The sequence below is a fragment of the Jezberella montanilacus genome, assembly GCF_003003055.1.
GTDB classification, from domain to species: Bacteria; Pseudomonadota; Gammaproteobacteria; order Burkholderiales; family Burkholderiaceae_B; genus Zwartia; species Zwartia montanilacus.
Genome location: NZ_PVTV01000003.1, coordinates 37,400 through 51,347, shown reverse-complemented (window position 1 = coordinate 51,347; position 13,948 = coordinate 37,400). Strand labels below are relative to the sequence as shown.

The window sequence follows — 13,948 nt, the reverse complement described above, 5'->3', positions numbered from 1 at the left end:
AGTTCACTTAAAAAAGATCGGCAGGCATTGCCATTAAGGTCTTTGATCCCGCGCTGGCCGCACGAATCAACTGGGCTGTTTCAGGTAACAGTTTTGCAAAGTAGAACCTGGCCGTGAAAAGTTTCGCCTGATAGAAAGAATCCGGGCTGGCTTTATTCGTCAGGGCGATCTTGGCCATGCGTGCAAAGAAATAGGCATAGACCAGATGACCGACCAACCTGAGATAAGGTACGGCAGCAGCCCCCACTTCGTCATGATTCATCATGGCCTTCATGCCAATTTCTTTAGTCAACTTCTCGACTTTCGAAGCCAGATCTGCCAAGGGATCAATAAATTCCTGCATATCCTTACGAACACCCTCGTCTTCAATGAAAGCCTCGACAATCTTGCCAAACTTTCGCAGCTTCTGTCCCATATCACCCAGCACTTTTCGCCCTAATAAGTCGAGCGACTGGATCGTGTTGGTGCCCTCATAAATCATAGTGATTCGCGCATCCCTGACATATTGCTCCATCCCCCATTCAGCGATGTAGCCATGTCCGCCGAATACCTGCAATCCTTCGTTTGTTGCAGTAAATGCGTTATCTGTCAGGAAGGCCTTCACAATCGGTGTCAACAAGGTCACCATATCTGCCGTATCTTTGCGAACGTCGTCGTCGGGATGATTGAGCTCAGTGTCGATCATCAGTGCGACCCAATAGGCAAAGGCTCGGGCACCCTCCGAATACGCCCTTTGCGTCAACAGCATTCTGCGGACATCTGGATGAACGATGATCGGATCGGCTGCTTTATCCGGCTCTTTTGGCCCGGTCAGGCTGCGCATTTGCAGGCGGTCCTTTGCATAGGCCACTGAATTTTGATAAGCCACCTCTGTCAACCCGAGGCTTTGCATGCCGACGCCAAGGCGGGCTGCATTCATCATGACAAACATTGCGCTGAGGCCCTTGTGAGGTTCGCCGACCAAACTACCCAGCGCGCCATCAAAGTTCATCACACACGTTGCATTGCCGTGAATACCCATTTTGTGTTCAAGCGATCCGCACGAAACACGATTTCGCTCGCCCAGTGAACCATCAGGATTAACTAAAAATTTCGGAACAGCGAAAAGAGAAATCCCTTTTGTCCCCTTCGGAGAATCGGGAAGCCTTGCCAGCACGAGGTGGATGATATTTTCAGACAAATCATGCTCACCGCTCGAGATGAAGATTTTGGTGCCGGTAACAGAATAAGCACCATCCGACGTGGCGTGCGCTGTGGTTCTCAGCATCCCGAGATCTGTCCCACAATGTGGTTCAGTCAGGCACATCGTCCCTGTCCAAAGGCCCGAAACGAGTTTGTCCAGATAAAGTTTCTTCTGCTCCGGCGTGCCGTGCGCGTGAAGGCATTCGTATGCACCGTGAGACAGTCCGGGATACATAGCCCAAGCTTGATTCGCTGAATTCAACATTTCATACAAAACCGTGTTGAGCAATTGCGGTAATCCTTGGCCACCGTATTCAGGATCGCACGAAAGAGAGGGCCACCCACCTTCGACGTATTGCGCGTAAGCCTCTTTAAATCCAGCCGGTGTGCTAACTGAACCGTCATCTCGGCGCACGCAACCCTCTTTATCGCCCACTTGATTCAAAGGAAAAGCGATCTCACTGGCAAATTTGCCTGCCTCTTCAATAATCTGATTAAGTGTCTCTTTATCGACCTCTTTGTAGGCTGGCAAGCTGGCAAATATTTTCTCAGCACTCAGCAATTCGTGGATAACAAAATGAATATCGCGCAACGGTGGGGTGTATTTAGGCATGATTTTTCAGAGTAGCCAGGAAAATAATGGGATGATCACTTTGCTTGGTGATCAGAGATAATTTGTTTGATCAACTTCTTAGCCAGGGCGAGGCTTTTAGTGTTCTGCAAAAAGCGGGCGTCATGGTGCACACCTAGTACGATGCTGTACACCTGAAACAAAAGAGCGTTTGCGTCTACCGTTTTCTTGAGATGTCCGCTCGACACTGACTCGTTAATCGCCCTGAGCAGTGCGGCCCGCCAGTCTTCCACGCTTTGTTTCAGCTCGTCTCGTACGATACCGGGGCGATCATCGAATTCGGCCGCGCCAGCGATAAAAAAGCAGCTTGACGTGTCAGCACCCGTGCTCATCTTCAGCCATGCATTAAGCATATGTAATAAACGCGGCAAACCCTTTGACTTTGAAAGAGCAGGCAAAAAAACCAATTCTTTAAAGCGCTGTCGGTATTCTCTAACGACCTCGACCTGCAAGTCTTCTCGTGATCCAAAATGCGCAAACACCCCACTCTTGCTCATACTGACCGTTTCGGCCAGCGTACCAATTGTGATTCCTTCAAGCCCAGACTTGCTAGCAATGTCTAAAGCTGCGCTAAGGATTAACGCTTTAGTCACGAGCCCTTTTTTAGGCTCGATCGAGAAAGTTGGGTTGATCGTTTGCTCAAGCATGAGTTCGCGCATTTAAGAATGGTAAACAGAGATAATAAATAATACGATCGTTCGTTTATATTAAATCAGATATTGCTAAATGACGCAGTAAGAAAACAGTTTTTGCAGTGCCGCATAAATAATTGCGGGAAAACCCGATCTACCGAAGGGCCTGAATTAGTGATGTTATTGCGTCAACAGACTTACGCATGATGAAAACTTGTTGTTAATACCCTGATCGAATAACCATTACTAAGAGCTGTCACGATGACGAACCCCAGTAAGCCCTGGCTCAAAAGCTACCCCGAAGGTGTCCCACACGACCTTGGCACGCTGCCATATGACTCGTTAGTAGACATGTTCGAAGTGTCTTTTGCTCAGTATCCGGATCGCAATGCTTGCGAGTACATGGGCAAGTTCATGACTTATCGTGATCTGAACAATTTTTCACAAAACTTTGCTGCTTATTTGCAAGGTCTGGGCTTAGAACCTGGGGCGCGCGTTGCCATCATGCTGCCTAATATCCCGCAGTTTCAGATTGCAATGCTAGGCATCCTGCGAGCTGGCTATATCGTGGTCAATGTCAATCCACTCTACACTGCCCGTGAGCTGCAGCACCAGTTAACAGATAGTGGGGCGTCCGTTTTGATTATTCTAGAAAATTTCGCCCACGTCCTTGGGCAAATTTTGACCGAAGTCTCGCTCAAGAAAACGATTGTCACGAGCCTGGGTGAATTGATCGGATTGAAGGGAAAACTGGTTGACTTTGTCGTGCGTCATGTGAAAAAAGCAGTGCCCGCTTGGCATCTGCCTCACATAAGCTTTAGGGCCGCGGTGAAGCTTGGAGCCAAGCGAACGGTGATCAGACCAGAGATCTCTTTAAACGATATCGCGTTTCTGCAATACACGGGCGGTACAACAGGGGTGGCAAAAGCTGCCACACTTATGCACAGAAATATTCTTGCCAATGTGATGCAGACCGATTTGTGGCTTGAGCCGGCGATGCGAAACAAGCATATTGAACAGCTCGTGTTCTTATGTGCTTTGCCTATGTATCACATCTTCGCTTTAACTGCCTGCGCACTTTTCGGGATGCGTAAGGGCGGTCTGCTGATACTAGTCCCTAATCCACGCGACATAGCGAGTTTGATCAAACTACTGGATTCTCATCCCGGTATCCATATTTTTCCTGCGGTAAACACCTTGTTTAATGCGTTGGTTCGGCGTCCCGAATTCTTAGAAGTTAAGCTACCCAACCTCCTTGTTGCCATCGGTGGGGGCATGGCCGTCCAACAAGTGGTGGCAGACCAGTGGCAGGCCGCAACAGGCGTGCCGATTGTCGAGGGCTATGGCCTGTCTGAGACATCCCCTGTTGCTTGCGTCAACAGCACCTTAATTACTGGCTTTACTGGAACAATCGGATTGCCGGTACCCGGTACTGAAGTCGTTATTCTGGATAATAACGAGCGTGAAGTGCCATTTGGGACGCCGGGCGAGGTATGCATCAGAGGCCCACAGGTGATGGCGGGCTACTGGAACAGGCCAGAAGACACCAAACAAGTGTTCACCAAGGACGGATTCTTCAAGTCCGGCGACATCGGCGTCATGAACCAAGACGGCTACACCAAGATTGTCGACCGAAAGAAAGACATGATTAATGTGTCAGGGTTCAATGTGTATCCCAATGAGCTTGAAGAAGTCATCGCCAAAATGCCCGGTGTATTGGAAACTGCAGTCATCGGTATCCCGAATGAAAAAAGCGGCGAAGCCGTGATGGTCTTTATCGTGAAAAGTGATCCCAGTCTGACTGAGGAGCAGGTATTTGAATACTGCAAGCAAGAGCTCACAAATTACAAACGCCCCAAACTGATCCAGTTCAGAGACGAGTTACCAAAAACTAACGTCGGAAAGATTCTGCGCCGTGAGTTACGAGAGATCGCCGCACGCGAGAATCGGACAAAGTAGAGAGTGAGGGATGACCGACGGATCCCCGTGTAAGCCACCATTGACAGGACTAAACCGAAGAACTAAACAGTATTCAAGGCAACGTAAACGTGGCCAAAAACCGGAGGAGGATAAAAATGACAAAAAAACGATCGTTGCTCTCGAATCTGCTGATCGGCATAATGTGTGGGCTTGCAATCAGCCCTGCTTTAGCTGAAAAAAAATATGATGTTGGCGCAAGCGACACAGAAATCATCATCGGTCATTTCGGGCCTTACTCCGGACCCGCTTCTGCATACGGCGCGATCGGCAAGATAGAAACCGCTTACTTTGAAAAAATCAATGCTGAGGGCGGCATCAACGGGCGCAAAATCAAATTTATCAGCTACGACGACGCCTATTCACCACCAAAAAGTGTCGAGCAGACTCGCAAGCTCATTGAGCAGGATAAGGTTCTGTTTATTTTTCAAAGTCTGGGTACTGCGCAAAACAGTGCGATCCAAAAGTACATGAATAACAAGGGAATCCCTCAGCTATTCGTCGCAACGGGTGCAACCAAATTCGGCGATCCGAAAAATTTCCCCTGGACGATGGGATGGCAGCCGAATTATTACGCCGAGGCAAAAAACTACGCTCAACACATACTTGAAACCAAGCCCAACGCAAAAATTGCGGTGCTGATGCAGAACGATGATTACGGCAAGGATTATCTCAAAGGTTTTGAAGATGGCTTGGGTGATAAAGCGGCAACCATGATCGTTGCCAAAGTCACCTATGAATCAACGGATCCAACGGTTGATAGTCAAATGATCCAGCTAAAAGCATCGGGAGCCGATACATTTTTTAATGTGACGACACCAAAGTTCGCAGCTCAGGCGATCAAAAAAGCAGCTGAAATCGGCTGGAAACCAACTCAGTATCTGAACTCGATCTCAAACTCGGTTGGTTCTGTCATGAATCCAGCTGGTGCTGAGAATGGGCTTGGCATTGTCACGGCTCTATACCAAAAAGACCCTACCGACCCTCAGTGGTTTGACACCAAAGAATTCAAAGACTGGGCTGACTTCATGAAGAAGTATGCCCCTCAAGGTGATTTGAAGGATATCAATAACGTTTTTGGCTACAACGCCGCTCAGACACTAGTCGAAGTGCTCAAGAAATGCGGAGACAACCTGACTCGTGAAAACATCATGAAACAGGCTGCTAGTATCAACGATCTGCAATTGCCAATGTTACTGCCGGGCGTCAACATTCAGACTGGGGCCGATGATTTTTCGCCGATCGAGCGTGAGATGATGGCTCGCTGGGATGGAAAAGGCTGGGTGTTATTTGGCAAGCTCTACGGTAAATAATGCTTTTTACGTTTCAGGTCAAAGCTCTGCCTGATATCTAGCCAACATCTGCTCCTGGGTCTCCATTGGCCCAGTGCTGTTGGTTTGCTTATAAATCATCTCATTCATGGTGGGCATGACGGAGCGATTGGCAAGCGCCTCAGCGGTCCAGAGTTGCGACCGCATGAAAGCCTTAGGACAATGCAGGTATACATCCTCGATCTGCACTTGAATAACCGCTCTCGGGGCTCGCTCAAGGCCAGAGAATCGGGCAAGCAACGCGTCATCATTACTAATCAAGGCCCGACCATTAATGCGCAAGGTCTCGTCAAACCCGGGGATCATAAACAGCATAGCAATTCGACCGGTTTCGACAATATTTTGTAATGAATCAAGCCGATTATTACCGGATGAATCCGGTATCAGTAAAGTCTGTGAATCGATGACTTGCACAAAACCAGGCACGCCCCCACGAGGAGACGCATCAGTCTGATAGACGGCATTCGTGGTCGCCAAGACAAAAAAGGGGGACAGCGACAAGTATTGCCTTGCATACTCGTCAAGCGACGCTAGCTGCTTCTTGATGGCTCGTTCTTTGGCGGCTGGATAAACTTGCCTGAGTTGTTCAAAACTCTCAATTTTCATTTCATCCTCACGATTGATGCGATACATCTTAAACTAAGTCGCTATTATTACTTGACTGCGCCCCAACTAAACCTCTTAGAAGCCTCACATGGACTCTCAACCCAATCCGTCAGTAGAAGCAAAGCAGGGAGAAGCCGAGAGACTGGCGAGACTTGGCGCCATGCTTTATCAAATCGGATCGATTGAAGATGCGATCAGCACTTACGAGCAAGTTCTAGCACTCGCGCCAGAACATTTTGATGCGTTGCAACTGCTGGGCGTTGTTGCGGCAAGAAAGAAAAACTACGTCCAGGCACTGGATTTCTTGTCAAGAGCGATTGCCATCAATCCAACTCACCCACAGTCTTACAACAACCTCGGTAACGCACTACAGGATTTGAACAGGCTAGACGAAGCGCTCGTCAATTATGACCAGGCAATCAGTCTCAAACCAGATTTTGCCGAAGCGCACAACAACCGAGGCAATACGCTGGCGCACCTCAAACGCTGGGATGAAGCAATCGCAAGTTTTATCAGCGCAACAACTTGCAAACCCGACTATACGGATGCTTATCTCAACTTAGGCGACAGCCTGGTAGAAATAAAGCTTTACGACGAAGCACTCATTATTTACGCCGAGGCAGGTCGGGTCGAACCAGGCTCTTTTGAAGCGTTCTTTCGGCACGGCAACGTTCTTTTGCTGCTCAAGCGCTGGGACGACGCGCTCGCAAGCTTTGCAAAAGTCGTCGAGATCAAGCCGGATCACCTTGATGTTTATATCAATCAAGGGATCGCGTTACACCAATTAAAGCGCTTGGACGACGCCCTGATCAGTTATGAAAAAATCCTCGCCATTAATCCAGGTCATGCCGAAGCACATAACAATCGCGGTGGCGCCCTGCTTGCCTTAAAAAGGGTTGACGAGGCGATCAATGCGTTCACCAGTGCCATTCATTGCAAACCTGACTTCGCCGACGCTCACGTCAATTTATCTCTCAGCCATTTGTTGCTTGGCAACTTCCGCGAAGGCTTTCTCAGATACGAGTGGCGCTGGAAGAAATCTGGCCTGCCATCCTTCAACGAAAAAAGAAATTACCCACAGCCTCTCTGGCTTGGCGATCAGTCCTTACAAGGAAAAACCATCTTGCTCTACGCGGAGCAAGGATTAGGAGACACGATTCAATTTTGTCGTTATGTTGATTCAGTAGCCAAGCTTGGCGCAACCATCATCCTGGAAGTGCAACGACCGCTAGCTCAATTATTAAGCAATCTACGGGGCATCAGACAAGTGGTGGCATCCGGCGATGCGCTACCTGATTTCGATTACCACTGCCCCTTAATGTCGTTACCGTTGGCCTTCAAGACAGAGTTAGACACTATCCCTTCAGTTAGTCCTGACATCCAAAGCAACCCAGAAAAGTTAAGGCAATGGGGCCTGAAGCTGGGCAATAAAAACAGGTCACGCATCGGACTTGTTTGGGGTGGGAATTCCGTCAATATGAACGATCATATCCGTAGCGTAAGCCTGTCACTGCTTCTAAGACAGTTGCCCGCGGGGTTTGACTACATCAGCTTACAAAAAGATTTCTCTCCTGACGATCTGACTTTATTGGATCAAGAAAAAAAGATCATCTGCTTTGGCGACGATATACATGACTTCAGCGACACAGCTGCTCTCTGCGAACTGATGGATGTCATCATCAGTGTTGATACCAGTGTGGCCCACCTGGCCGCGTCACTGAACAAACCAACATGGATTCTTCTACCTTATACGCCTGACTGGCGCTGGCAATTAGGTAGGACTGACAACCCGTGGTACCCCTCGGTAAAACTCTATCGACAAGAGTCCCTCTACGACTGGGATACCGTTTTGACCAAGGTAGCTGTGGATTTAAAAACCGAACTGAAACGCCTTTAGTCTTTTGCTTAAGGGCTCAAAGGTCTCAATTTTTTAATTTGCGACTCAAAGCAAGTTCAGGGATACACTGACCCTCATGACAATCGCCCAATCAGACCTCAGATGAAAGTAGCCGAATGGTGGGGCAGGATCAGACAGCATCCGCTAACAAAAGTGGGGCCAGGTTTTGTAACGGGCGTCGCCGATGACGACCCTAGTGGCATCGTCACCTATTCTCAGGCGGGTGCGCAGTTCGGCCTGAACATGCTATGGACGATGCCACTGGCTTACCCTCTCATGTCAGCCGTTCAAGTCTTGTGCGCCCGGATTGGCCGGGTGACGGGACAAGGCTTAGCTGCGAATATTAAAGCCAGCTTTCCACCTATCGTTCTGGTGTCGTTGGTGGGTCTTCTCTTAGTTGCAAACATCTTAAATATTGCTGCAGATTTGGCTGCGATGGGGGAAGTTGCCTCTTTGGTGACTGGCCTGAACTGGCATCTGATGACCGCGCTGTTCGTATTTATCACGCTCATCTTGCAGATACTGTTGCCTTATCATCGCTATGTATATTTTCTTAAGTGGCTAACCGTCTCGCTGTTGGCTTATGCAGCAGTGTTGCTGACTATCCATGTTCCTTGGGACGAAGTCGTTTGGCGCACATTTGTACCGTCCTTTGAAATGAACGCTAGCGCAGCCGCAGTCATCGTTGGCGTCTTCGGTACCACCATCAGCCCTTATTTGTTTTTTTGGCAAGCCTCGCAAGAAGTCGAGGATATGAATCTTCGCCATCAGAAAAGCTTACTGGATGAGAATGACTCAGTGGTTCAATCCGAGTTGACGAGAATCAAATGGGATACTTGGGGTGGGATGTTTTACTCTAATCTAGCCGCGTACTTCATCATTTTGGCAACGGCTTTGACATTACATACCGCAGGCATTACTGACATCACCACGGCGGCACAAGCTGCCTCGGCCCTCAAGCCTCTTGCCGGGGATTTTGCCTATTGGCTCTTTGCCGCTGGCATTTTAGGGGTTGGGCTGATTGGCGTGCCTGTTCTGGCTGGCTCAGCAGCCTATGCAGTGGCTGAAGTCTTTAACTGGCGCTCCAGCCTTGAGGACACGGCACAACAGTCCAAAAAATTCTATACCGTCATCGCCACCAGCGTTCTCGTTGCTCTGGCGATTCAATATTCACCCATTAGTCCGATGAAGGCGTTGTTCTGGAGTGCTGTGATTAACGGCGTTGTCGCGGTCCCGTTGATGGTTGTCATTTTGCTGCTCTCTGCAAAACCTGCTGTGATGGGTTCGTTTACCGCATCCAAGATAATCCTATTCTTGGGTTGGTTGGCAACAGGAATTATGGGGATTGCGGCGGCCTGGATGTTTGTCGGATAGCTAGCAGCAACGCCTCATTACTTCTCACTGACCAGTTTCTTGCTCAAGAAGCCACACAGTGGGGCGACTTAATCACTGCACTAAAACTTAATCTTTGAGCAGGCGGTAGCAATGAAAAGAACCACCAGGGTGGCCAACTATTTACTTTACCTAAGTCTGTTGATGAGCACTGCGGTCACGTTCGCTAATGAGTGTTCGGATAGGTTGTCATCAGTTTTTGAGGCTCAGGATTTTGCAATAGCTTCACGCGACATGCTGATCATCGTAAGACGACAAGCGCAAGATTTTAAAAACGTTTTGCTGCGTAACGGCACAAAATCGGTAGACACGATGCGTTCGCGACTCAAGCAACGCGAAGAATAGTTTCAAGTGCAATTGGCGTCGTTGGATACCTGGTCAACTAAAACCAGTCACTATAGAGATGTTGTGGCGTTGGTGAAGGCGGAAGGAGCCAAGGTCGCTCAGGCCTATTCTGACGCAATAGCTAGCCTTGACTCTCTGGATCGACTGACTTCTTTTAAAGCGGACGAAATCGCCCAAGGGGTGGATGTACCAATTTTTCGTCATCTTGAGGGGCTAATCAAGCAGACTAGCGATGATCTGAGCAAAACCCAAGCGTTAGTGGTACTTGCTTGCACAAAGTCCATCGGACAGTGATATTTGTGCAAATAATGAGTTAGGTTTGTACTGATCGACTGGTTTTAGACGTAAAAAAGGACTTGTTTTTATACAAGCCCTTATTTTTTACGACTACTTTTTCTTGGTGGGTCGGGCGAGACTCGAACTCGCGACCAACGGATTAAAAGTCCGCTGCTCTACCGACTGAGCTACCGACCCCAAGCCAGACATTATGACTTATTTATGATAACTGTGTCAAATCGGCTGGCGTGGAAACATCTTCTCAAGCTGACTAGCTATTTGTAACAATCTAAAGTCACGGCCCACTGCGCTCACCAGTTGAACACCTAACGGCAAGCCTGCCGCGCTCTTGGCAAAAGGTAAGTTGATACAAGGCGTACCTAGGCTTGTCCAAGCGCGATTAAAGACTGAATCACCGGTGCCCTGCTCAAGCAGAGGCGCCTCGCCGACAGCGCTGAACGTAAGGATGGCATCGACACTCTCCAAGGTCTGAGCAAACTTCACCCTGCACCGCTTCAAATGCTCGACTTGCGCCTTATATTCAGCCTCTGGGATCGCCATGCCCTTTTCAATCATCGCGCGTGTCGCGGGCCCCAGCAACTCAGGCCCCCTGGCGTAAACATATCGGTGGTACTGCGCGCCCTCATAGGCGGCAATCACGTTATTGCCCTCTGTCAAGTCGATGAAGTCTTTGGTTGGCAATTCAAGATTGACGAATTCGATACCCGTTCGCTTCAGCAAAGTTGATTTGGCCAATTTCAGCACTTGCTGCATCTCTGGGTCAGCCCGTTCTGCGAGAGGACCAGGGAACCAACCGATCTTCAAATCATAGCTTTGTTGAATCGGCGGCATCGTTTGCCCACGAAGTACCGAATACATTACGGCAGCATCAACTACCTGTTTGGCATGAATGCCAATCGTATCCAGAGTCACCGAGAAAGGATTAACCCCTGTCAGAGGAATTAGCCCGTAAGTTGGCTTGAATCCAACAATGCCACAAAAGGAGGATGGCCGAATCGTCGATCCGCCTGTCTGCGACCCGAACGCCAGGGGCACCATGCCATCGGCCACCGCCGCGGACGAACCACTTGATGACCCGCCTGGACTATGCGCAAAATTATGTGGGTTGACTGTTGGGCCAGCATGCGTATGAGCGAACTCAGTCGTTACAGTCTTACCCATGATGATTGCGCCTGCGGTTTTCAAGCGCGCCACGACAGCCGCATCAGCCTTGGGGCGATGACCCGCGAAAGCTTTAGATCCGTATTCAGTCGGCATATCGACTGTATCGATAATATCTTTAACCGCGACGGGGACACCGAACAAAGGCAAATTCTTTGAATTAGCCGGTAGGCGATCGTATTGAGCCCTGACCTCGTCCGGCTGGTGCCAGACAAATGCTTTAACTTTGTCATCCCGCTCTGCAATGCGAGCGAGGTATTTTTCTAGGCTATCTCGAGATGAGTCTAACATTATCGTGCTCTTGAAATACGCACTTCGGCGCCACGTCGCTTCACCTCCAGACCTTCTGACGGAAGGATTCTCAATCCTTCCAGCCCTTTGATATAACTCGATCCTTGCATTTGCATCACCCGAATTTTGTTACGCATCACCACAGGATTGTGGATTGGCATACCGAACATCCAAACTTCATCCAAAATACGCGCTGAATTAAATTCACCCGTGTGCTGAGCTGTCGGTCCTAGGCACAACATATGGCCTTCACGACCGAACACAGGCAGCGTGTCAAGACCACAATCCATCGTAAGCGTTATCCCGCCTTCGTAGCGCCACCCGGTGTTCAAATCCCACCAAGCCTCGCCTTTAGGCAGATAAACCTGAATTTCACGACCTGGTTGCATCGCTGGAGCGACCAGAACCGCAGGCCCCAAAAGATATTGAGTATCCCAACGGTGGGCCTGAGCGTCAGACGGGAACGACATCGCCATGGATCGTTGCACAGGCAAACCAGTTCTCGCAGCATCTTCGATCGCCCCCAAGACATAGGGGATCAATCGATAACGCAACTGCAACCAACCTTGAACGATCGTTTGCGTCTGCTCATCCAGCGAGGTCGGTGTCAGCCCTTCATTACCCTGAAAACAGAAATTACCGGACAGAACAGCCATACCAAGCCAACGCAGATAAAGCTCAGGCGTCATGTTATCCAACGGTGCCAGGGCGTTGCCAATCGAGTGAAACTGCACGGGGACACCGCTCGCACCAACCGATAAAGCAGTACGCAGAGTGTGTTGCAATCCCGACCAGTCATTGGCAACGCGAGGAGCCTGCTGCCACAACAATCTTTGCGACGCCGGGAACAGATCGTTACTGAAGACAACACCCTCAGGGGGTACTTTGTGGCCGGCAGCAGCTTCAAACAGCGCACGCCGCGCCAGTGCAGGGTACAGTGCTCGCAATGCGGCACCACTTTCGCCACCACGAGCGGTCACATCATCCGGGATATCAAATTGCACATCGCATGCAGTGGCCCCAACACCTTCTTCGGCCAAGTGACGATGGCGTTCTGCCCACGCGTTATAGACATCTTTGTGCGTCAAGTCGAGCAACGCGAAAGGTTCGCCTCGTGTGACTGCATTACCCTGAAACACGTTGGCTTCGCCTGACTCTTTAATCAGCAACCACCCGCGATCTTCGAGCTCTTCAAATAACGAACTGCCGACGAGCACGGCCGGCAAGGTATGCAAACACAGATGAATCGAGCGTTTAGCAAACAAATCCAGCACTTGCTTAGCGTCTGGAAATCGCAGCGCATCCCAATCGGGGGTCAACTTGGAATCTTGATAAGACCACGCCGCGGGCGTCAACATCAGCACACCGTCAACGGCAATCTTTCTTTTGCGGAAATCGGCAATTGTCTCAGCGGTTTGTGTCGCAGTCTGACCAGCCGCTTGCTCAAGCCACACGCCCATAGACCACAAAACCGGTTGGCCAGCCCGGCCCGTCAACTGGGTGTACTGATTCAGAATTTCTGCGGGCTCACCGGCAAACAGAAACAGATCGAGTGTTTCGTCTTCAACCGACAACTGATAAACACTGGAAGAGTCGACACCTAAGTCATGCTCGACTCGTTTCAAGGAGTTGACGTAAATACCCCAGCCAGAAGTACTCCAAGCCAGAGGCAAAGCCCGATGGGTAGGCTCGTCAGAGACGATCACTTCATTGCGACGATCGAGATCGCCCTCTGATTCGCCAAGGCCAAAAATCTTCTCTTGCGCTTCGAGATCAAAGCCAAGGTACCAGGCAGTATCAACATACTGAATGCCCGCGTCCGACAAGGTGAGCACTTTATTGCCCTGGCGATTCAAGGTTAACGAGAAGGGGCGGCTGGTAAGCTCAATACTTACTTCGCCTTGAGTCAGTCGCCAGCCAGTGGTCGTATTTTCGAGCGGCTCAACTTGCATCTCAGAGACAGCCTCGGGCCGGGCAAGCAAATAATCAGCGTGCACTTTTGCACGCGTGCCAGGCAAAATATCGCCTGCAACGGATTCTGCTTTACCCACGCGAACGCGAAACACGCCAGGTGCATGCGGTTCGACAACGAGTTTTAATCCACTACCGAGATCAAAACCGACTTTAGTCGGCAACGTATCGGAGAGCTTGAGCGAGTCGAGATGCATGTTTTCTTAAGTTGTCATTTCTCACAACATTGTAGCAA

At 49.7% G+C, this 13,948-nt stretch carries 10 protein-coding genes and 1 tRNA gene; 5 read left to right on the top strand and 6 right to left on the bottom strand.

The window, feature by feature from the left end; genetic code table 11:
• Positions 1-7: 7 nt before the first annotated feature.
• Positions 8-1,795, bottom strand: coding sequence for an acyl-CoA dehydrogenase C-terminal domain-containing protein (locus tag BCM14_RS01125; RefSeq protein WP_106226169.1), 1,788 nt, complete (start codon positions 1,793-1,795; stop codon positions 8-10).
• A gap of 35 nt (positions 1,796-1,830) precedes the next feature.
• Positions 1,831-2,472: a TetR/AcrR family transcriptional regulator gene (locus tag BCM14_RS01120; protein WP_259673347.1), complete on the bottom strand. Its 642-nt coding sequence runs from the start codon at positions 2,470-2,472 to the stop codon at positions 1,831-1,833.
• A 234-nt stretch (positions 2,473-2,706) separates the two neighbouring features.
• Between BCM14_RS01120 and BCM14_RS01115 the strand changes: the two genes are divergently transcribed.
• Together BCM14_RS01115 and BCM14_RS01110 are read left to right on the top strand one after the other, a co-directional pair.
• A complete protein-coding gene (locus BCM14_RS01115; protein ID WP_106226168.1) occupies positions 2,707-4,404 on the top strand; it encodes a long-chain-fatty-acid--CoA ligase in 1,698 nt (565 codons plus the stop codon).
• Between the two features lie 116 nt (positions 4,405-4,520).
• The gene (locus BCM14_RS01110) at positions 4,521-5,735 is read left to right on the top strand and encodes an ABC transporter substrate-binding protein (RefSeq protein WP_106226167.1); all 1,215 of its coding nucleotides are present in this window, start codon (positions 4,521-4,523) and stop codon (positions 5,733-5,735) included.
• Between the two features lie 18 nt (positions 5,736-5,753).
• On the opposite strand, the gene BCM14_RS01105 is transcribed toward BCM14_RS01110, so the two are convergent.
• The gene (locus tag BCM14_RS01105; RefSeq protein WP_106226190.1) at positions 5,754-6,359 is read right to left on the bottom strand and encodes an MSMEG_1061 family FMN-dependent PPOX-type flavoprotein; all 606 of its coding nucleotides are present in this window, start codon (positions 6,357-6,359) and stop codon (positions 5,754-5,756) included.
• 88 nt (positions 6,360-6,447) lie between these two features.
• Between BCM14_RS01105 and BCM14_RS01100 the strand changes: the two genes are divergently transcribed.
• The 3 genes from BCM14_RS01100 (at position 6,448) to BCM14_RS01085 (ending at position 10,287) form a co-directional block, all read left to right on the top strand.
• On the top strand, positions 6,448-8,256 hold the full coding sequence (locus BCM14_RS01100; RefSeq protein ID WP_106226166.1) for a tetratricopeptide repeat protein: 1,809 nt from the start codon (positions 6,448-6,450) through the stop codon (positions 8,254-8,256).
• A 102-nt stretch (positions 8,257-8,358) separates the two neighbouring features.
• Positions 8,359-9,630 carry an NRAMP family divalent metal transporter gene (locus tag BCM14_RS01095; RefSeq protein ID WP_106226165.1) on the top strand — a complete coding sequence of 424 codons (1,272 nt, stop codon included), beginning with the start codon at positions 8,359-8,361 and terminating at the stop codon, positions 9,628-9,630.
• 369 nt (positions 9,631-9,999) lie between these two features.
• Positions 10,000-10,287, top strand: coding sequence for a hypothetical protein (locus BCM14_RS01085; protein WP_106226163.1), 288 nt, complete (start codon positions 10,000-10,002; stop codon positions 10,285-10,287).
• A 104-nt stretch (positions 10,288-10,391) separates the two neighbouring features.
• Here BCM14_RS01085 and BCM14_RS01080 read toward each other — a convergent pair.
• From BCM14_RS01080 to BCM14_RS01070, 3 genes are all read right to left on the bottom strand, one after another.
• A tRNA-Lys gene (locus tag BCM14_RS01080) sits at positions 10,392-10,467 on the bottom strand.
• A 36-nt stretch (positions 10,468-10,503) separates the two neighbouring features.
• Entirely contained in the window at positions 10,504-11,742 is a 1,239-nt protein-coding gene (locus BCM14_RS01075) for an amidase (protein WP_106226162.1), read from the bottom strand.
• Positions 11,742-13,910: a glycoside hydrolase family 31 protein gene (locus BCM14_RS01070; RefSeq protein WP_106226161.1), complete on the bottom strand. Its 2,169-nt coding sequence runs from the start codon at positions 13,908-13,910 to the stop codon at positions 11,742-11,744. The genes BCM14_RS01075 and BCM14_RS01070 overlap by 1 nt, the downstream gene beginning before the upstream one ends.
• Positions 13,911-13,948: the final 38 nt, after the last annotated feature.

Excerpts from the sequence above, each read along its gene's own strand:
- BCM14_RS01070 (WP_106226161.1), bottom strand. The coding sequence starts at position 13,910 with ATGCATCTCGACTCGCTCAAGCTCTCCGATACGTTGCCGACTAAAGTC.
- BCM14_RS01110 (WP_106226167.1), top strand. The coding sequence starts at position 4,521 with ATGACAAAAAAACGATCGTTGCTCTCGAATCTGCTGATCGGCATAATG.
- BCM14_RS01105 (WP_106226190.1), bottom strand. The coding sequence starts at position 6,359 with ATGAAAATTGAGAGTTTTGAACAACTCAGGCAAGTTTATCCAGCCGCC.
- BCM14_RS01075 (WP_106226162.1), bottom strand. The coding sequence starts at position 11,742 with ATGTTAGACTCATCTCGAGATAGCCTAGAAAAATACCTCGCTCGCATT.
- BCM14_RS01120 (WP_259673347.1), bottom strand. The coding sequence starts at position 2,472 with ATGCGCGAACTCATGCTTGAGCAAACGATCAACCCAACTTTCTCGATC.
- BCM14_RS01100 (WP_106226166.1), top strand. The coding sequence starts at position 6,448 with ATGGACTCTCAACCCAATCCGTCAGTAGAAGCAAAGCAGGGAGAAGCC.
- BCM14_RS01095 (WP_106226165.1), top strand. The coding sequence starts at position 8,359 with ATGAAAGTAGCCGAATGGTGGGGCAGGATCAGACAGCATCCGCTAACA.
- BCM14_RS01115 (WP_106226168.1), top strand. The coding sequence starts at position 2,707 with ATGACGAACCCCAGTAAGCCCTGGCTCAAAAGCTACCCCGAAGGTGTC.
- BCM14_RS01125 (WP_106226169.1), bottom strand. The coding sequence starts at position 1,795 with ATGCCTAAATACACCCCACCGTTGCGCGATATTCATTTTGTTATCCAC.